Below are 17,508 nucleotides of genomic sequence, written 5' to 3' on the forward strand. Positions count from 1 at the left end.
CTTGTTGAGTATGACGAGTCAATCGTCCGCCCTTCGGACACCTGGATGCCGCTTGGGGTAGGGCAGGCGACTGTGGCGTGTTGCGAAAGCCACTTTCGCAACCTCCGACGTTGCGAAAGTGGCTTTCGCGACGTCGGCCGGGCTGTCTGGGTGGGGCGGGCGAAGCGGGCGGTCAGCGCCGTGTAGTGGCGAAGCAGGCGCGGACGGTGGTGCCCTGCGGCCCGGTGTGGAGGCGTACGAGGTCGGACAGATAGTTGATCAGCAGGAGCCCGCGGCCGCGCAGCTGTCCGGGGGAGGCGGGCCGTCGTCCGGCCAGCGGATCGGTCACGTGGCCGGTGTCGTGGACTTCGCAGACCAGTAGCCCGTCCTCAGGCCAGATGCTGAGCCGTCCTTGACCGCCGCCGTGGTCCACGCTGTTGGCGACGAGTTCGGCGACCACGAGTTCGACGTCTCCCACCCGATCGTCGGAGAGGCCGGCCCGCTGTGCCTGACCGCGGGCCATCGCCCGGGCTTCGGCCAGGGAGACCGCGTCGCCGGTGACGGCGTCGAGAGTGGTGTACGCGGCGGGCTCGGCCGGGGCCGGTTCGGGTAGCGGCGTGTTGTAGCCGGTGATGATGCGGTCGGGGTCGTAGCCGGCGCTGGCGCGCTCGCCGGTGGAGTCGATCAGGAGCGGATGGGTGGCCTCGGCGTCGGTCAGCGCGCGGGTGTCGAGGCGGGTGACGTCGTAGGGGCAGAGGATGGTGACCTCACGGCCGGTGAAGGCCAGATTGATCAGTGCCTCGTGTTGGGCGCATGCCGGATATTCGAGTTCGGATCGTCCTGCCCAGATGGGTTCGCCGATGATGCGGACGCGTCCAGCAGGGTGATCGTCGGCGAACGCCCGGAGGACGCCGGGGATGATCCGGCCGGGGTTGCGGCCTTCCTCGGTCATGTCCAGCAGCCGTACCCGCCCGGCGTCCGGGCCCAGCGCCGTACGCAGCAGTTCCAGGTTGGGGCCCGGCACGGACACCGCGACCGGTTCACCGTCGTCCAGGCCTTGCCGGATGAAGGGAAGCGTGCCCGCCAGGTAGTCGTCCTGCCCGCGATAGAACAACGCGGGATGGACGAAGGGGTCGGTGCCCGCGGCCGCCGTGGTCGGATTCACCGCGACCGGATGCCCTCGTTCAGCGGATTCATGTACTCCTCGGCTCTTACTTCTTCCGTACAGCCTAATCGCCCCGCGAATCCGGCCGGTCGCCTCAGGGGCGGCTAGCCAAATTTGACTACCTGCGTTAGCCTCCTTAAAGTAGCTAAATTTGGCTAGTGGGGAGTTCCTGATGTCGGTTACGCCCTATGTGATGGTGGACAGCGCGAAGGCCTACAGGCGGTTCCTGGAAGGCGCGTTCAAGGCCGAGGTGTCGAACGTGATCCCGCTACCGGAGGATCCGGAGCGGATGGTGCACGCCGAAGCGCGGATCGGAACCGGCGTGGTGTTCTTCGCCGACTCCGGCGCCGGCGGGATGCGCTGCCTGGAGTCGCCGACGGACCCGGTGCACGTCCAGCTGTGGGCCACCGTGCCGGACCCCGAAGACGTCTTCGCGCGGGCGGTCGAGGCGGGCGCGAAGCCGGCCATGCCGATCACCGCGCAGGACGACGGCAGCCGGATGGGCGGCTTCGTCGACCCGTTCGGGACGTTGTGGTGGCTCAGCACGAACACGCCGGGCTGAACCCGTGTCGACGGTTCGCCTGTTGGTCTTGGGCGCGGTCCGGCGGCGTGGCCGCGCCCATGGCTATCAGGTTCGTTCCGACCTGGAGTCGTGGGGCGCGCACGAATGGGCGACGGCGACTTCGGGATCGGTGTATCACGCGCTCAAGGCCATGACCGGACAGGACCTGCTCGTTCTCCACGAGACCGTCCCCAGCGAGGCGGGCGGTCCGCCGCGAATGGAATACGAGATCACCGCGAAGGGCGAACAGAGCTACTTCACCTTGCTCCGCAAGGCACTCGCCAGCCGCGATCCTCGGCTGGACATGCTCGCCGCCGCGGTGGGCCTCATCGAGGACCTGACCCGTGCCGAGGCCATCGGCCTGCTCCGGCGACGCGCCGAAGCGATGCGGCAGTGGCAGGCGAGTATCACCGCGCACCTGCCGCCCGATGCCGACCTCGACGGCTGGGGGCCGGTCGGCGAGGTCGTCGGGCTGTGGCTGCACACCGCCGGGCACCGCGTCGAATGGACCGACCGGCTGATCCGGCGCCTGGAGGACGGCGCCTACCGGATGGCGGGTGAGGACTAGGGCGGTCCTGCAGGTCGCGGTGACAGGCTCGCCAAAACCTCCTTCGCGGCCCGCTCACCCGACGAGGCCGCGTCGGCGAGTGAAGGCATGTCGAGCTGATAGTCACCCGCCAGGTGCACGGGGCCGAGGTGCCGTCGCAAGGTCGGCAGCGACGCACGCCCGCCCGGCGCCCAGAAAGGCACGACCCTGGGGTGGCGGCGGACGATCCCCTCGTCGAGTTTCCCTTCGAGTTCGGGATAGAGCGAGAGGAGATCCGCGGTGAACCGGGTGACGATCTCTTCGTCGGTGAGCTCGAACAGGCTGTCGGCCACGGCGCCGCCCGCGAAGCAGGCCAGCGCGCCGCCCGGCTTTCGTGGGCCAGGACGGCGCTGGGCCGCGGCGTGGTTGAACATCGCCTGGAACGACAGCCGGGGTGTCGACACGGCGATGTAGTCGTCCCACCGCTGCGGACCTTCCTCGCGGGTGAAGTAACCCACCACCACGTACCGGCCGTAGCGGATGTCGTCGAAGGCCGTCCGATACGCGGACGGGAGGCCGGGCATGAGCTTCACGGCCACATCGCCGGGAACGGCGACGATCGCCCGGCGCGCGCGGATCCGCGCCGGTCCGTTCGCGTTCTCGTAGTCCACGACGACGTCGTTCTCGGTCCACTCCACCGATTTCACGGGCGAATTCAGCCGGAGCCGGTCGCCGAGGTCGGCGGCCAGGATATCGGTGAGGGTCTGGTTTCCTCCTTCCGGCAAGGAGAAGTTGGGCACCTTCGCCGGATCGGTCAGGAGAATGCCCATCGAGGTGACGAACTGGGTCGCGGCGGTCTCCTCGGGCTCGCAGCCCATCCATTGCCCGGACCAGGACCGGACCATGTCCCGCGCGACCTCGGACTTGACTCCTCGAAGGACATACGACGCGGAGAGGGTGTCGAGCTTCGCCCGGACTCGCTTCGCCAGACGGTTGCCGGGTTCCAGCTGCAGGAACGGTGCCGCCACGAGGATGCGGGCGCCGACGGCCGCCAGCCCTGTCCGGTCCATAAAGGACATCCGCGAGCGGAACATCAGGCCGAACGGATTCGAGGTGTCGACCTGCTTTCCGTGGAGCGCGAGGGCGACCTTCTTGCCCGCCAGCGTCCCCATGGCGACCTGGTGGCGTTCGAGGGCTTCGATCAGGGTGCCGGTTCCCTCGGTGAACTGGGTTCCGAGGTTGATCCAGTAGTCACCCTGGCGGACCGACTCCACGCGACCTCCGGCGCGTCCGGTCGCTTCGAGCACGACGACGTCCTTTTCGGACAGTGTGGTCGCCGCCATCAACCCCGCCATCCCGGCGCCGACCACGACGACTTCCGTCTCGGTTTCGGTCATGACTTGCTCCGTTCCGGTGCTGAGGTAAGCGTTGCGGCGACCGCTCGTACCAGCCGCATCGTGGCCGCCCTGCTGCTCGGGCTGATCGCCGTGAAGCCGATGTAGCCGTGCACGAGTTCGGGCTCCTGGATCACCTCGGCGGGTACGCCGCTTCTCATCAACGCGGTCGCGTAAGCGAGTCCGTCGTCGCGGAGCGGGTCGAATCCGGCGACTGCCACGATCGCGCGGGGGAGACCCGTCAGATCGTCTGCCAGCAACGGGGAAACCCGCGGGTCGAGACGGTCGGTTCCTTCGGGGAGGTAATGCCCGACGAACCACTCGATCTGCTTGGCGGACAACGCGGGAGAGGCGGCGAACTCGTCATGGGAGGGACGCCGTTCCGAGATGTCGGTGACCGGCTGGATGAGCACCTGCGCCATCGGCTGGACGGCTTCACCGCGAAGCCGCTGGCAGAGCACGGCGGCGATATTGCCTCCGGCGCTTTCACCGGCGACGACGATCCGATGCGGGTCCGCGTGCTCGACGGCGTAGTGCCACGCGGTGAGCGCGTCGTCGTGCGCCGCCGGGAAGGGGTGTTCGGGAGCGAGCCGGTACTCGACGGACAGGACGTCGGCGCCCGTTCCCCGCGCCAGCATCCGGGCCGGGGAGGCGTAACTCGCGCGGCTCCCCAGCGCGAATCCGCCGCCGTGGAAGAAAAGAATCAAACCGCGGGCGGGCTTGCCGGAGCCGTAGCGGGTCGCCCGGAGCCCATCGCCGAGATCCACGTCCTGCTCGACCGGGCAAGGGTCGATCCGGTCGGCGAACAGCGCCGCGTCGCGTTCGGTCACCGCCCTCGCCTCCGTCGCGGGCAGATCGCTGTAGTCGCCACCGGCTTCCGTGAGCTTCATCAGGAGGGCGACGTCGGGCGCCATCCGATCGCCCGCACTGTTGACCGGAGGGCGTGTCAGCAGCTTGAGGAGCGGGGGAGGGGTGCGGCTCAAGGCGATGACGAATGCCCGCTGAAGGCGCTGACTCACCGTGGTCATGAGTCGGCCACCGCGCTCGTGAGGTCCGCGGGCGCGGAGGTCCGGGTGGAGAACCGGATGTGCCGGTCGACCAGCTTGCCCTTGAAGAGCCGGTTGTCCTTCACGAAGGTCGTGTGCATCCGCCACGGCAATTCGGTGCCCTGCCGGGGAAGTTCGGGTTTCGCCCGCCGCATGTAGCCCGCGGTGAGATCGAGGAGATCCATGGTGGCGAGGCCTTCCGGGACGACCGGCACCGCGATGTCGTACCCGTTCGCGTCCATGCGCCGGAGCACGTCGCCGACCAGACGGCAGACGTTGCTCAGGCGGAGGGTCCACGACGCCTTCGTGTAGCCGAGCATCATGGCCCAGTTCGGCATTCCGGAAATGAGGGCACCGCGGTAGAGGAGGGCATCGGACATCTTCACCGGGCGACCGTCCACTGTGGGCTGGATACCGCCCAGCATCTGCATGACGAGGCCGGTCGCGGTGACGATGAGGTCGGCTTCCAGCCCCTGGCCCGACTTCAGCAGGATGCCGTTCTCGGTGAAGCGGTCGATCCGGTCGGTGACCACGTCGGCGTTGCCACCGCGGAGTGCCTTGAAGAACTCCCCGTCCGGGGTGACGCAGAGACGCTCGTCCCAAGGGGCGTACGGCGGGTTGAAATGGGTGTCCACGTCGACGTGCACCGGAAGTTCTTTGAGCGTCCACTTGCGCAGCGCCTTCCGCCCGAAATCGGGGAACTTGCGCAGGGTGCTGACGAGCAGGAAGTCGATCCAGATGTTCTTCAGGCGCGTGGCCGCGTAGCCGCGCTTGGGGCCGAGCAGCTTGGTGAGCTTGACGGCGATGTTGTCGAAACGCGGTTGGGAGGCGATGTAACTGGGCGTGCGCTGGAGCATCGTCACATGGGCCGCGGCGCCGTCTCCCATCAGCATGGCCGGGAGCATCGTCACCGCAGTCGCGCCACTGCCGATGATCACCACGCGTTTTCCGCTGTGGTCGTAATCCTCCGGCCACTGCTGGGGATGGAGGATGTCGCCCCGGAAGTCGTCCCGGCCTTCGAAGTGGGGCGTGTACCCCTCGTCGTATCGGTAGTAGCCGGTCGCGCTGAAGACGAAGCCCGCCTTGATGGTCTTGCGTTCGGTGCCGTCCTTCACGGCCACTTGCAGCGTCCACCGCGCCTCGGCGCTCGACCAGTCGGCGGAGATCACCCGGTGCCCGAAGCGAAGGACCTTGTCCAGGCCGAATTCGGTGACCGTTTCGTCGAGGTATTCACGGATCAACGGCGCTTCGGCGATCGCGCTCCGATGCCGCCACGGCTTGAATTCGTAAGCGTAGGTGTGCAGGTCGGAGTCGGACCGGACACCCGGATAGCGGAACAGATCCCAGGTGCCGCCGATCGAGTCGCGGGACTCCAGCACAAGGAGCTTCTTGCCGGGGAAGTCGGCCATCAGGTGCCGGGCCGCGCCGATGCCGGAGATACCGGCACCGATGACGACGATGTCGGCGGATTCCGTCGCGTCTGCGTCCTTCATGCTGCACTTCCTTTTCGGTCGGCGGGTACGACACCGGTCCCGCGGGCCCGGGTGGCGACGAGGGGCTCGGCGAGGACTTCCGCCTCGCCCGTGTGATCGAGGGCCCGGGCGATGACGCGCAGCTCGAAGTCGATCGTCCGGCTCCGGTCGCCCTTCGCCGCGAGCCGCGCTTCGACTTCGACGATGTCGCCGCCGCGCACCGGTGCCAGGAATTCGACGGACGAATAGCCCGCGAAGAGGCCCTCGTGGCCGTCCATGACGATCGCGAGATGGGTTCCGGCGTCGCCGAACAACGCCAGGCCGAACGCGCCGTCGACGAGGTTCCCGGCGTAGTGAGCCTCGGAGTGGGCGACGTAGCGCTGGTGGATGACTTGCATGAAAGCTCCTGTTCGGGGACCTAGTAGGTCATCCGATTAAGTCAGGTGATCGAGTGTGTGGCAACTTCCGTCCCTCGTCAAGAGGCGGTGCCCGAACGGGTCTGTTGACAAGGCGCACCGGTGCGCCCATCATCTTCGTCAATTGATCGAGTCATTTGACTAACTCGCCAAAATCGGAAGGGCCCGCTGATGGCCGAGATCATGACGTTCCCCGAGGTCCCCGTGAGGGAGTGCTCGGCCTTCCCCATCACGATCGAGGACGACGCGAGTCCGGTCGTCCGGCTGATCGGGCGCACCTTGCGTGATTCAGTGCGAACCGGTCACGCGCAGGAGGTCTTGGGCCGAACGGTCGGCACCGTGGCCGTCCGCTCCCACGACACCCCACAGGCCGCGACGATTTCCTTCGGTGGCAAGACGATCGCGGTGACCGGCGGGGTCGTGATCGAACCCGGCGCGACGGTAGTCGTCGATCTGCGGGCACGCTTCGCCGCTGTGGGAGAGCCTGACGGCGATGTCGTCCTGGCCGACGGCATCTTGCGCGCGTTGGCGCCGCCGCTACCGCACTGGCGCGAGGCGGCCCGGCATTTCTGGGCGGTGACAAGGGAAATACCCGGTATTCCCGAAGTGCTGATCGTCGAAGCCGCCAGCCGGGAGCGGGCCCGCTTCGGAGACGGGGCGACCGAGTACCTGATGGCGGGGCCGTCCGACCTGCTCGCCGGTGTCTTCAGTGGCGCGGACGATTTCGCCGCCTCCTTGGGAGCCGGTCTCCGGGTCAAGGGCACGTTGTCGCAGCTGTCGGTCATGACGGCCGCTTCCTGGAGGGTTCGCTTCGATGTCTGATCCACGCGCTGTCCGCCTCGAGGCGACGAACCACGACGGAAGCTTCCTCGGCAAGCACGTGTCGAGCACGAAATTCGCCTCCGGCAAGGAAACCGGCTTCGCCTTCGCCGACATCCTGTTCGCGATCGATCTCGGCAACGAGATCGTCCTCGGCGATGCTTTCCCGGACTGGCGCGGGAATCTCCACGACATCCAGATGGTTCCCGACCTGTCGACCTTCGTCGAGTGGAAGCCGGGGCTGGACTCGGTCATCGGCGACTATTGGCTGAAGGACGGCACGCCCGTGCCGATCTGCCCGCGGAACCTCGTGCGGAAGCTGGTGGCCCGGCTGGCGGTGCTCGGGTACACCGCGACCATCGCCGTGGAGATCGAAGCGACCCTGTTCGAGGAATCCGTTCAAGAGGCACGAAAACTCGGGTACCGCGACCTGACACCGCTGGGCGGCGGCACGGGAGCCACGTACCACCTGGCGAGGTCCAAGGACTGGGTCGACTACATGGAAGCGGTCGCCGTCCGCCTCGATCGGGTCGGCATCGCTTGGGAGGCATGGACCGACGAGGCCGCCGCCGGGCAGACGGAGCTGAATCTGGCGCCGGGGGATCCGGTCACCCTGGGTGACTCCTGGGCGCGGACCCGGCAGATCATGCGTGAGGTCGCGTTCGAACAGGGCCACACGGTGACCTTCATGGCCAAGCCGACGGCAGGTTACGGGCAAGGCGCCCACCTCAACCTGTCGCTCCAGAGCGACGGAGTGAACCGGTTCTTCGCCGAAGACGGCCCGTCCCGGCTGATGCGGCACGCGGTCGGCGGACTGCTGGCGACGATGGAGGGCAACACCTCGCTGGCGTTGCCGCAGATCACGTCCTACCGGCGGCTGGTGGATTTCACCGGTCCGCCCACCACCGTGAGCTGGGGCGTCGACAACAAGACCGCCGCGGTGCGTGCCATCACCGGTCACCCGAAGTACTCGCGCCTCGAGTACCGGCTTCCGGGTGCGGACGTCAATCCCTATCTCGCGCTGGCCGGAGTCCTCGCCGGGGTGCTGGCCGGCGTCGAGCGGGAGATCGAGCCACCGGAGCAGGTGACGGACATGGCGTGGTGCCTGCCCGACAACGCCGGCGTGCCCCGGATTCCCGACACGATGTCGAAGGCGGGCGCGGCCCTGGACGCGGATCCGCTTCTGCGCGAGTACCTCGGTGACGAGTTCGTGGACTTCTGGGTCGCGTCACGGCGATGGGAGTGGATGGAGTTCCACACCAAAGGCGGCGACCCGTTCGCCGAACTCTCCCAGTGGGAGTCCACCCGTTACTTCGAGTTCCCGTGAGCGCGCGTCCGCTGATCGGCATCACCGGCAGGCGGTTCCGGCTGGAGCTGATCAAGGGAGCCGACGAGCGGTACGGAGACCGTTGCCTGGACAGCTCTATGTCGGACTTCGCGACCCGGATCGCGCAGGCTGGTGGACTTCCGGTGCAGCTCTCCTACGACGCCGAGGCGACGGCGATCTGTCAGTGGCTGTCCGGGGTGGTGATCACCGGTGGGCAAGACGTCCACCCGGCGTTCTGGGGTGGCGACCCGGGTGTCGTCCGCGACGTCGATCCGCGAACCGACCCGATGGTCCACGACGCGGCCCGGGACGAGTACGAGATCGCGCTCGTCCGTGCCGCCCTGGAGCAGGGGATTCCGGTGCTCGGGGTGTGCCGGGGGATGCAGGTGCTCAACGTCGCGCTCGGCGGCACCCTCGTCGCCGATCTGCCAGCCGGGCCGGTGAGTCACCTGTCGGCGGAGGCCGCGCCGACCGACGGCACCGCCGATCACCTTGTCTCCTTTGAAAAAGGCTCGCTCGCCGCCGGCTTGTTCGGCGAGCACGCGATGACGAACTCGTGGCACCACCAGGCCGTCGACCGCTGCGGTACCGGCCTGGTCGTGACCGGGCGGACGAGCGATGGCGTGATCGAAACGGTCGAGCTCCCTGGCGCACCGGTGCTCGGCGTCCAGTGGCACCCGGAGTGGATGAAGAGCGAGGACCCGGCGATGACGTGGATCGTCCAGGCCGCGAGGCGAAGGAGCTTGTCATGACCCCGGTCGTGAAGCCCGAACAGGCGGGCGATGACCCCGCCGTCCCGACACTGACGGAATTGCTGTCGCGGCGCGCGAAGGAGTCGCCGGAGCGGGAATTCCTGCGGTTCGGGGAGTGGTCGTGGACCTTCGCCGAAATCGACGGATGGACCTCCAGGCTGGCGCACCGGCTGATCGAGGGCGACGGGGTCCGGCCGGGCGACCGGGTCGCGATCATGCTCCCGAACGTCGTGCACTGGCCCGTGGTGTGGCTCGCCGCGCTGAAGGCCGGTGCGATCGCGGTACCGATCAACAGTTCGTACCAGCGTGCCGACCTCGACTTCGTGCTGCGGGACTCCGGGGCACGCGTCGTGTTCACCGACGCCGACCGCTCGGAGCTGATCGCGGGGGTCGTCGCCGGTGAGGACATCCGTGTCGTCGATGTCGCCGACGACGGAGCGGAGCCGTTTCCGGCGACGCCTCCGGCGGTGCCGATCGACCGCGGGGCACTCGCGAACCTGCAGTACACGTCGGGTACGACCGGTTTTCCCAAGGCGTGCATGCTCACCCACGACTACTGGGTCCGGCTGGGCTGGCTCTGCGCGTCGGCGACCGGGCTCGGACCTGATGATGTTCTTCTTACGGCGCAACCGTTTTCGTATATGGATCCACAGTGGAACACCGCGCTGGCGCTCACGGTCGGCGCTCCACTGGTCGTACTGCCCCGGTTCTCGGCGTCGACCTTCATGGCGGACGTACGACGGCACCGCGCGACCTTCTTCTACGTCCTCGGTTCCATGCCGACGCTGCTGTTCAAGCAACCTTCTGCACCTGAAGACCGCGACAACGACCTCCGCCTCGTGTTCTGCTCCGGCATCCCGGCCGGGCTTCACGCCCGGCTGGAAGAGCGCTGGGGTGCGCCGTGGCGAGAGGTCTACGGGATGACCGAGTCCGGGATCGACCTGTTCAGCCCCTTCGGCGACGCCGGCGCGGTGGGAAGCGGAAGCCTGGGACGGCCGGTACCGACGAAACAGGTCCGCGTCGTCGACCCTGACGGCATCGACGTACCCGACGGTGAGGCCGGTGAGCTGATCATCGCGGGCACGCCGATGATGAACGGCTACTGGAACCGCCAGGAGGACACCGCCCGGGTGTTGCGGAGCGGCTGGCTCCACACCGGCGATGTCGTCGTCCGCCGTCCGGACGGCGGAATCCGGCTGGTCGGCCGGATCAAGGACATGGTGCGGCGCGGTGGCGAGAACGTCGCGAGCGTCGAGGTCGAAGCCGCCCTGGAGCGAGACGACCTGGTGGTCTCGGCCGCTGTCGTCGCCGAGCCCGACGAGACCCTCGGCGAGGAGGTCAAGGCTTTCGTCCAGTTGGCCGCGGGCGTGCGGCCGGATCGTGCGACGGCCGAGCGGATCGTCGAGCGGGCGGGCAAGGAACTCGCGCGCTTCAAAGTGCCGCGCTACCTCGAATTCGTCACCGATTTCCCGCGCACTCCGTCCGAACGCATCGCCAAACCGGCCCTCAAGGCCCGAGCCGTGAACGATCCCGGCGTGACCTACGACCTCGGCGCGCGACGGGGATTCCTGGGCGTCGACGTCATCCGGGACGTAGCGGTGCTGACCCTCCGGCGCCCCGAGAAGCTCAACGCCCTGGACGTCGCCACCCGGCGGCGGCTGGCGGCCGTCATCCGCGAATTCGGTACGGGCGAAAGGGTGCGCGGGATCGTGCTCACCGGCGAAGGCCGTGCCTTCTCCGCGGGCGAGGATCTCCAGAGCGCGCCGTCCACCGAAAGCGGGATGCGTGAGGCGTTCGCGAGTTTCCACGACATCACCAGGGCGATTCTGGAGACGCGGGTGCCCGTGATCGCGGCCGTCAACGGAATCGCGGTCGGGGGAGCGTCGGAGATCACCCTGTGCTGCGACACCCGCATCGGCACCCCGGAAACCGAGTACTTCCAACCGGAAAACAGCCGGGGCATCACGATCTCGAACGCGTCCAGCGTGCTGTTGAGACGGCTCGTCGGAAACCACGCGATGCGCGTGGTGCTCGGCTCTCCGCGTGTCCGGGCCGACGAAGCCCTCCGGATCGGCCTGCTCGACGAGATCGTCGAGCCCGGCGCCCTGATCGGCCGCGCTGTCGACACCGTCATCGAGTGGACGCCCGAGGGGAACACGACGGCCCTGCACCTCGCGCTCCTGCGCCCGCAAGCAGAGGACGTCGAAGCCGCCTTCACCCGTGAAGACCTCGCCGCGGCCGAGGCGTGGGAGAGCGGGGCCCTGACCGCGGGCATCCGGGCCTTTCTGTCCGCAAAGGACACCACAGGAGCCGAAAAGGAGACCTCGCCATGATCGAAACCCAGGCCGCGGTGCTGACCGCCGTCGGCGAACCGCTCGAACTGACCGTCATCCGGGTGGACGACCCGGAGCCGCACGAGGTGCGGGTCGCGGTCACGAACGTGGGGCTGTGCCACAGCGACCTGCACTACATGACCGGAACGGTGCCGACCGCGCTACCGGTCGTGGTCGGCCACGAGGTGGCGGGTGTGGTCGAGGCGGTCGGTGCGCAGGTGTCCGGGTTGCGGCCCGGCGACCGCGTGGTCGGCGCGCTGACACCGTCGTGCGGCCGCTGCGTGAACTGTGAAGCGGGACGGTCGACCCAGTGCGGGCGGGTGGAGGAGATCCGCCGCCGCCCCCGGCCCGCGTTCCAGACCACGGACGGCGAGCCGATCGAGCGGCTCGGCGACATCGGGGCGTTCTCCCGGCACGTCCTCATGCGCGAGAACTCGCTGGTGAAGCTCCCCGACGACGTTCCACTCCACGTCGGCTGCCTTCTGGCCTGCTGCGTGATCACCGGTGTCGGCGCCGTCTTCCGCTGCGCCCGCGTGCGACCGGGCAGCACGGTCGCGGTCATCGGCTGCGGCGGTGTCGGGTCGGCCATCATCCAGGGCGCCAGGCTCGCCGGTGCCTCGGCCATCGTCGCGATCGACCTGGACGACGCCCGGCTCAAGGCCGCGCGCGGCTACGGCGCCACCCACGTCATCAACGGCGGGGACGAGGACCTGGTCGCGGAACTCCATCGCCAACTGGGTGGCGGAGTGGACTACGCCTTCGAAGCGGTCGGCTCGGCCCGCACCGCGGCGACGGCGCTGGCCCTCGTGCGCCCGACCGGGACCGCGTGCCTGGTCGGGATCGCCCCCGGAGGCACCGAACTCAGCATCCCCGCATCGGACTTCTTCTTCGAGGAGAAGCGGCTCATCGGCTCCTACATGGGCTCGGGCCAGGCACGGCAGGACATCGTCCAGTTCGCCCGCCTGTATCAGCAGGGACGCCTGCTGCTCGACGAGATGGTCACGCGCGTCCTCCCCTTCGGCGAGATCAACGAAGGCTTCGAGGCGATGAAATCCGGCGACGTGACCCGCGTCGTCGTCGATCTCCAAACCTGAGCGACGAAGGAAACGTGAAGATGAGCAACGAGATTCCCCGGCCGGTGAACTACATCGCCGACGCCTGGAGCGAAGGCGAGACGGTCCCCGACGCGTGGAACGTCGACCCCAACACGCGCGAACCAGTCCATCGTTCCGTCACGACGGCACCCGACGATGTCGAGCGCGCGCTGCGGCACGCGGAGCGCGTGTACGACGTCGGCCGCTGGGACGAGGACGCCCGCCGTGAGCGCGCCGGCCTGCTGGAGCGAGTCGCCGACATCGTCGAGAGCCGTGCCGAAGACATCGCCCGCACGGACTCGCTGACCAGCGGCACACCGATCAGCGTCACGCGCAAGGTCGCGGCCTTCCTGCCCGCGAGGATCCGTGCGTCGGCGGCGGATCTGGTGACCATCCCGCGCGTCACCGCGCTGGCGGCCGGCGGCCGGGACGTCCGCCTCTACAAGGTGCCGTGGGGCCCCGCCGCGATCCTCACGCCGTGGAACGGGCCGAGTTTCATTCCCGCGGCCAAGATCTCCAGCGCGATAGCCGCGGGCTGTCCCGTCATCCTGAAGCCTTCGGAGCACGCGCCCGGCAGCGCGCAGCTCATCGTCGAGTCCTTCCTCGAAGCGGGTCTGCCCAGCGGCGCGCTACAGCTCGTGCACGGTGCCGGCGACGTCGGCGCCAGGCTGACCGGCGACCCTCGCGTCAAGATCGTCTCGTTCACCGGCGGACCCGCCGCCGGGCGCGCCATCGCGCGGGCGGGCGCGGAGGATTTCAAGGTCTTGCAGTTGGAGCTCGGCGGAAACAATCCGGTGCTCGTGCTCGACGATGCCGATCTCGACGTCACCGCGGACGGCATCGTCGACGGGATGACCAAGCTCAACGGTCAATGGTGTGAGGGACCGGGCAAGATCCTCGCGCATCACAACCTGGTCGGCCCCCTTCTCGAGGCGTTGACCGAGCGGATCGCCAAGCTCGTCGTCGGCCACTCCCTCGACGAGGACGTCCAGCTCGGTCCTCTCTCCAACGCCCCGCATTTCGAGACCCTCAAGAACAGGATCGAGGGACTGCGTGACCTCGGAGCGACCCTTCATCGGCCCGCCCGGCTGCCCGAACTCGGCGGCTACTTCCTGTCGCCGACCATCGCCGTCGGCGCCGACCCCACTCGGGCCACCGCCGAACTGTTCGGCCCGGTCGTTTCGCTGCACGCCGTGGACTCTGACGAGCAAGCGTTGCGGATCGCCAATGCCTGCCCGTCGGGGCTCGACGCCTACGTATTCGGCGCCGACACCGATCGCGCGATCGACGTCGGCGCTCGCATCCTGTCCGGTGAGGTGCGGGTCAACGGCGCCAAGATCGCCGACCTCGGTGACGAGTCGGCTCAGAGCTTCTGGGGTCCGGCAGGCATCGGCGGCCACGGGCCTGCCGAGTCGGTGCGTGTGTTCTGCGGTGACCGGGTCGTCGGTGTCGACTCACCCGAACTGCCGTTGTGACGCCCGGTCAGGTAGCCACGGGCGTGGAGCCGAGCCGGGCCGTGAGCCAGCTGTCGAGAACCGAGGTGGCGAGCTCCATCTGGCCCAGTGCGGCGGATCGATCCCCGTAGGTCAGCCAGTTCGCGGCGAAACCGTCGGCCAAGGCGGCGATGACGAAGGCGATCTCCTCGACGATCTCCGGTTCGATCGGATGGTCCGAACCGGCGGCTCGCAGCGCGCTGCGCACCGTCTCGAGGGCCTTGTCGTACACCGCGATACCGCGGTCTCCGTGCTGGCGCCGTGCCCAGCTGATGAGTTCCACCGTCGCCGCGGTGAAGCTGGCCGACTCGAGATAGCACTCCATGACTCCGCGCAGGAGCCGTCGAGCCGTCTCCGCCACGTCGCCGGGGGAGTCGTTGTCTTCGAGTACATCGCGGTACCTGCTCGCCACGAACTCGTAGACATCGGCGAAGAGGTCCTCTTTGGAGTCGTAGCAGTAGTGCAGCATCGCGAGGTTCGCCTTGGCCTCCTCGGCGATCCGCCTGGTCGTCGCGCCTTCGATGCCGTGGGTCGCGATGACCTCCACCGCGGCCTTGATGAAGTCGCTGCGCCGTTGGGCGGCGGAGATCCGTGGCACGAAATCCTCCCGGTGCACGTAGTTGGACGCTTGATCAAGTCAACGCCAGCCTAGCAGCCGAATGTCTTAGTCAAGCGACTTGATCGGATGGCTAAGTCCGGCGTACGCTATGGGCCGGATCACACCGCCTTCAGCGAAGGAATCAAGGACATGAAGGACCTGCTCTTCATGCTGGCCGATCTCTGGATGATCTTCGCCGGCTTCTTCTTCGGCTGGAAATTCATCCGGCGCTACGGCAACTACCTTCTCGGCCTGGAATGGATGATCGTCGCCACTTCGGGCTCGAACTTCCTCCTCTGGGCACTCCTCGGCGGAGACGAGGACAGCTTTCTGTACAGCATCGCGTATTTCTTCGACGCCTTCTCGCGATCGGTCGGCATCACCCTCATCCTCGTCATGGGGCTGATGCGCGTGACGCATCGCTACAAGCCGTCCGTCGCGGTCGATATCGGCGTGTTCGCACTGGCCGCCGTCGCCGGGCTGTACCTCCAGCAGTTCCGCGCCGACAAGCTGCACGTCGGCCCGGCGACGTTCTACGTCGTGGTCAACGTGCTCACGACGATCTTCCTCGCCTACTTCGTCTGGCGGCTCTGGCGCATCGGCGCCAAGAGGCAGGCGCTGGGCGCGGCGTTGGTCACCATCGCGGGTGCCGTCATCGCGATCACGTACGACTTCTTCCCGATCCCGGGCGACGACGCGCACCGGACGCTCTTCTACAGCGCGGCGCTGGCCACCTGGGGATTCCAGATGTTCGTGTACTACTTCGCCTACCGCGCGTTGCACGACCACGACGACGTGGCGAGCCGGCATCGTCCGAACACGGCGTTGCAGGGAGCCGAAGGATGAAGACAGGCAACGTGGAGTACCGCGCCTTCAGCGGCTGGGTCGATCCGCCCGCGGACGTTCTCCCTTCCCTGGCCGAGAACCTCGCCTGCGACGTCGCGGTCGTCGGTGGTGGCCTCGGCGGTATGTCGACGGCGCTGCGGCTGGCCGAACGCGGCCAGGGCGTGGTGCTGCTGGAGGCCGAATTCTGCGGGCACGGCGCCAGTTCCCGCAACGCCGGGCAAGTGGCGGGTGCTCCAGGAGGGGATCTTCAACTCCTCGATCTGCTCTACCGCAAGAAGATGCCCGGGATGGTCCGGTTCGCCGAGCATGCCGCGCACCATGTCGAGGACCTCATCGACAAGTACGGCATCGACTGCGACTACGAGCGGACGGGCAACGTCTTCGCGGCGGTGTCTCGCGGGCAGCTCGGCCGGGTGCGCCGGGTGACCAGGATCCTCCGGCGCCTCGGCGCCGACGTGGAACGGGGCACGAGCGAGGAGCTGGGAATTCCCCGCGGTTTCCTCGGTGGTATGCGTGAAAACGTCGGCGGGATCATGAATCCCGGCCGATTCACCTTGGGCCTGCGAAGCGTGCTGCTCAGCACGTCCGCGCGGGTCTTCGAGCGGACGAAGGTCACCGGCGTCGCGCGCGACCGCGGCAAGTTGGTCATCAGCACCCCCCGCGGTGAAGTGCGGGCGAACAAGGTCGTTCTGGCGACGAACGCCCACGCGGGAGAGTGGGATATCACGCCACCGCGGCTTTCCGTGCCCATCTGGGTCATCGAGGTGGAGACCGAACCCATCGACCCCGCCCGATTGGCGGCACTGGGCTGGACCAGCCGCTCGGGACTCGTCACCCAGCACAACATCATGGAGAACTACCGCCTGACAGCGCGTGATACCGTCGTTTTCGGCGTCCGGCGGCTCGAACGCGGCGGTAAGTACCCGCTTCCGCGAAAGGAACCGGACCCCGCGCTCGTCGAAGAACTCGCCGGAGCCTTCGCGACCCGGTTCCCGGCGCTGTCCGACGTCGCGATCGAGCGGGCGTGGGGCGGATGGATCGCGATCACCTCGTCCTGGCTGCCTCTCGCCGGACAGCTCGACGAGAACGTCTACTACTCGATCGCCTGCAACGGCCACGGTCTGGCGCAAGCGCCCTATACCGGCTCCCTCATCGCCGATCTGCTCGTCGACGGCGAACGACACGAGGACTTGGCGGGGCTGTGGGTGAAGAAGCCCAAGTTCCCGCGCCCGATGATGATGAGCCCGTGGGGACTTCGCACCATCTGGACCGTCGACCGGTTCAACGACTTCGTCAACGGAAGCCGTCGCAACGCCCGGCGCGGATCGGCGCCCGTGACCTGAACGTGTACGGACGCTCCTGCCTGCGGGTTTCCGCTCTGGTGCAAATGTCTCGTCGTCCGGTGGCGAGAGACGGCAGGCGGTTCCCGTGCCCAGGGGTGGGGAAAGTGATGCTCGTCGGCACGGTCGGTGTCGAACTGGGTCCGCACGGTCGTCCACTGGGAGCGACCAGCGCCGCACCCGCGGCCAGCCCGCGGGTCCACCTGGGCAGACATCGGTGCTGTGCCGTCAGCCCGACTGCGCGTTGTGTCCACAAGGGACGCTTGGGCGGCTTACGGCTGAGGTGGCGTGTTGGGGGAACCCCAATTTCGCCCGACAAAATGTGGGCAAATGGGTTTGCCAACGC

16 protein-coding genes are annotated in these 17,508 nt (G+C 68.0%); 10 read left to right on the forward strand and 6 right to left on the reverse strand.

Translation table 11 applies throughout. From position 1 onward, the window contains the following. Nucleotides 1-172: 172 nt before the first annotated feature. Nucleotides 173-1,144, reverse strand: a complete 972-nt coding sequence (locus ACFVM3_RS13980) for an anti-sigma factor RsbA family regulatory protein (protein WP_378438626.1) — start codon at nt 1,142-1,144, stop codon at nt 173-175. A 172-nt stretch (nt 1,145-1,316) separates the two neighbouring features. Here ACFVM3_RS13980 and ACFVM3_RS13985 point away from each other — a divergent pair, with 172 nt between their 5' ends. Both ACFVM3_RS13985 and ACFVM3_RS13990 read left to right on the forward strand, forming a co-directional pair. Then, nucleotides 1,317-1,706, forward strand: coding sequence for a VOC family protein (locus ACFVM3_RS13985; RefSeq protein ID WP_378438628.1), 390 nt, complete (start codon nt 1,317-1,319; stop codon nt 1,704-1,706). Nucleotides 1,707-1,710: 4 nt separating this feature from the next. Beyond that, nucleotides 1,711-2,274 (forward strand): PadR family transcriptional regulator, encoded by a 564-nt coding sequence (locus ACFVM3_RS13990; protein WP_378438630.1) that lies wholly within the window; start codon nt 1,711-1,713, stop codon nt 2,272-2,274. Here ACFVM3_RS13990 and ACFVM3_RS13995 read toward each other — a convergent pair. The 4 genes from ACFVM3_RS13995 to ACFVM3_RS14010 are packed head-to-tail and all read right to left on the reverse strand — an operon-like array spanning nt 2,271 to nt 6,542. Further along, nucleotides 2,271-3,629: a flavin monoamine oxidase family protein gene (locus ACFVM3_RS13995; RefSeq protein ID WP_378438632.1), complete on the reverse strand. Its 1,359-nt coding sequence runs from the start codon at nt 3,627-3,629 to the stop codon at nt 2,271-2,273. The genes ACFVM3_RS13990 and ACFVM3_RS13995 overlap by 4 nt on opposite strands. Beyond that, entirely contained in the window at nt 3,626-4,654 is a 1,029-nt protein-coding gene (locus tag ACFVM3_RS14000) for an alpha/beta hydrolase (protein WP_378438634.1), read from the reverse strand. The genes ACFVM3_RS13995 and ACFVM3_RS14000 overlap by 4 nt, the downstream gene beginning before the upstream one ends. Beyond that, nucleotides 4,651-6,165 carry a flavin-containing monooxygenase gene (locus ACFVM3_RS14005; protein ID WP_378438636.1) on the reverse strand — a complete coding sequence of 505 codons (1,515 nt, stop codon included), beginning with the start codon at nt 6,163-6,165 and terminating at the stop codon, nt 4,651-4,653. Before ACFVM3_RS14005 ends, ACFVM3_RS14000 begins: the two co-directional genes overlap by 4 nt. Then, complete coding sequence (locus tag ACFVM3_RS14010) at nt 6,162-6,542, reverse strand: hotdog domain-containing protein (RefSeq protein WP_378438637.1); 381 nt, start codon at nt 6,540-6,542, stop codon at nt 6,162-6,164. Before ACFVM3_RS14010 ends, ACFVM3_RS14005 begins: the two co-directional genes overlap by 4 nt. 189 nt (nt 6,543-6,731) lie before the next feature. On the opposite strand from ACFVM3_RS14010, the gene ACFVM3_RS14015 reads away from it, so the two are divergent. Genes ACFVM3_RS14015 through ACFVM3_RS14040 form a run of 6 tightly spaced genes read left to right on the forward strand, consistent with a single transcriptional unit; the run spans nt 6,732 to nt 14,360 of the window. After that, nucleotides 6,732-7,382, forward strand: a complete 651-nt coding sequence (locus tag ACFVM3_RS14015; protein WP_378438639.1) for a hypothetical protein — start codon at nt 6,732-6,734, stop codon at nt 7,380-7,382. Then, a complete protein-coding gene (locus ACFVM3_RS14020; RefSeq protein ID WP_378438641.1) occupies nt 7,375-8,706 on the forward strand; it encodes a glutamine synthetase family protein in 1,332 nt (443 codons plus the stop codon). Before ACFVM3_RS14015 ends, ACFVM3_RS14020 begins: the two co-directional genes overlap by 8 nt. After that, nucleotides 8,703-9,458 carry a gamma-glutamyl-gamma-aminobutyrate hydrolase family protein gene (locus ACFVM3_RS14025; protein WP_378438643.1) on the forward strand — a complete coding sequence of 252 codons (756 nt, stop codon included), beginning with the start codon at nt 8,703-8,705 and terminating at the stop codon, nt 9,456-9,458. The genes ACFVM3_RS14020 and ACFVM3_RS14025 overlap by 4 nt, the downstream gene beginning before the upstream one ends. Beyond that, on the forward strand, nt 9,455-11,791 hold the full coding sequence (locus tag ACFVM3_RS14030; RefSeq protein WP_378438645.1) for an AMP-binding protein: 2,337 nt from the start codon (nt 9,455-9,457) through the stop codon (nt 11,789-11,791). The genes ACFVM3_RS14025 and ACFVM3_RS14030 overlap by 4 nt, the downstream gene beginning before the upstream one ends. Beyond that, a complete protein-coding gene (locus tag ACFVM3_RS14035) occupies nt 11,788-12,885 on the forward strand; it encodes a Zn-dependent alcohol dehydrogenase (protein ID WP_378438647.1) in 1,098 nt (365 codons plus the stop codon). Before ACFVM3_RS14030 ends, ACFVM3_RS14035 begins: the two co-directional genes overlap by 4 nt. A gap of 20 nt (nt 12,886-12,905) precedes the next feature. After that, complete coding sequence (locus ACFVM3_RS14040) at nt 12,906-14,360, forward strand: aldehyde dehydrogenase family protein (protein WP_378438649.1); 1,455 nt, start codon at nt 12,906-12,908, stop codon at nt 14,358-14,360. 7 nt (nt 14,361-14,367) lie between these two features. Here the strand turns inward: ACFVM3_RS14040 and ACFVM3_RS14045 are convergent, their stop codons facing one another. Next, nucleotides 14,368-14,976 carry a TetR/AcrR family transcriptional regulator gene (locus tag ACFVM3_RS14045; RefSeq protein WP_378438651.1) on the reverse strand — a complete coding sequence of 203 codons (609 nt, stop codon included), beginning with the start codon at nt 14,974-14,976 and terminating at the stop codon, nt 14,368-14,370. A gap of 150 nt (nt 14,977-15,126) precedes the next feature. On the opposite strand from ACFVM3_RS14045, the gene ACFVM3_RS14050 reads away from it, so the two are divergent. Together ACFVM3_RS14050 and ACFVM3_RS14055 are read left to right on the forward strand one after the other, a co-directional pair. After that, complete coding sequence (locus ACFVM3_RS14050) at nt 15,127-15,822, forward strand: transporter (RefSeq protein WP_378438653.1); 696 nt, start codon at nt 15,127-15,129, stop codon at nt 15,820-15,822. Continuing rightward, nucleotides 15,819-17,165, forward strand: coding sequence for an NAD(P)/FAD-dependent oxidoreductase (locus ACFVM3_RS14055; RefSeq protein ID WP_378438655.1), 1,347 nt, complete (start codon nt 15,819-15,821; stop codon nt 17,163-17,165). Before ACFVM3_RS14050 ends, ACFVM3_RS14055 begins: the two co-directional genes overlap by 4 nt. Nucleotides 17,166-17,508 lie beyond the last annotated feature (343 nt).

This window comes from Amycolatopsis sp. NPDC057786 (genome assembly GCF_042797905.1).
GTDB lineage: Bacteria > Actinomycetota > Actinomycetes > Mycobacteriales > Pseudonocardiaceae > Amycolatopsis.

What these genes read in the sequence shown, in the direction of transcription:
- ACFVM3_RS14055 (WP_378438655.1), top strand. Translation starts at nt 15,819, where the DNA reads ATGAAGACAGGCAACGTGGAGTACCGCGCCTTCAGCGGCTGGGTCGAT.
- ACFVM3_RS14030 (WP_378438645.1), top strand. Translation starts at nt 9,455, where the DNA reads ATGACCCCGGTCGTGAAGCCCGAACAGGCGGGCGATGACCCCGCCGTC.
- ACFVM3_RS14035 (WP_378438647.1), top strand. Translation starts at nt 11,788, where the DNA reads ATGATCGAAACCCAGGCCGCGGTGCTGACCGCCGTCGGCGAACCGCTC.
- ACFVM3_RS14005 (WP_378438636.1), bottom strand. Translation starts at nt 6,165, where the DNA reads ATGAAGGACGCAGACGCGACGGAATCCGCCGACATCGTCGTCATCGGT.
- ACFVM3_RS14015 (WP_378438639.1), top strand. Translation starts at nt 6,732, where the DNA reads ATGGCCGAGATCATGACGTTCCCCGAGGTCCCCGTGAGGGAGTGCTCG.
- ACFVM3_RS14050 (WP_378438653.1), top strand. Translation starts at nt 15,127, where the DNA reads ATGAAGGACCTGCTCTTCATGCTGGCCGATCTCTGGATGATCTTCGCC.
- ACFVM3_RS14010 (WP_378438637.1), bottom strand. Translation starts at nt 6,542, where the DNA reads ATGCAAGTCATCCACCAGCGCTACGTCGCCCACTCCGAGGCTCACTAC.
- ACFVM3_RS13995 (WP_378438632.1), bottom strand. Translation starts at nt 3,629, where the DNA reads ATGACCGAAACCGAGACGGAAGTCGTCGTGGTCGGCGCCGGGATGGCG.
- ACFVM3_RS14020 (WP_378438641.1), top strand. Translation starts at nt 7,375, where the DNA reads ATGTCTGATCCACGCGCTGTCCGCCTCGAGGCGACGAACCACGACGGA.
- ACFVM3_RS14000 (WP_378438634.1), bottom strand. Translation starts at nt 4,654, where the DNA reads ATGACCACGGTGAGTCAGCGCCTTCAGCGGGCATTCGTCATCGCCTTG.
- ACFVM3_RS13985 (WP_378438628.1), top strand. Translation starts at nt 1,317, where the DNA reads ATGTCGGTTACGCCCTATGTGATGGTGGACAGCGCGAAGGCCTACAGG.
- ACFVM3_RS14040 (WP_378438649.1), top strand. Translation starts at nt 12,906, where the DNA reads ATGAGCAACGAGATTCCCCGGCCGGTGAACTACATCGCCGACGCCTGG.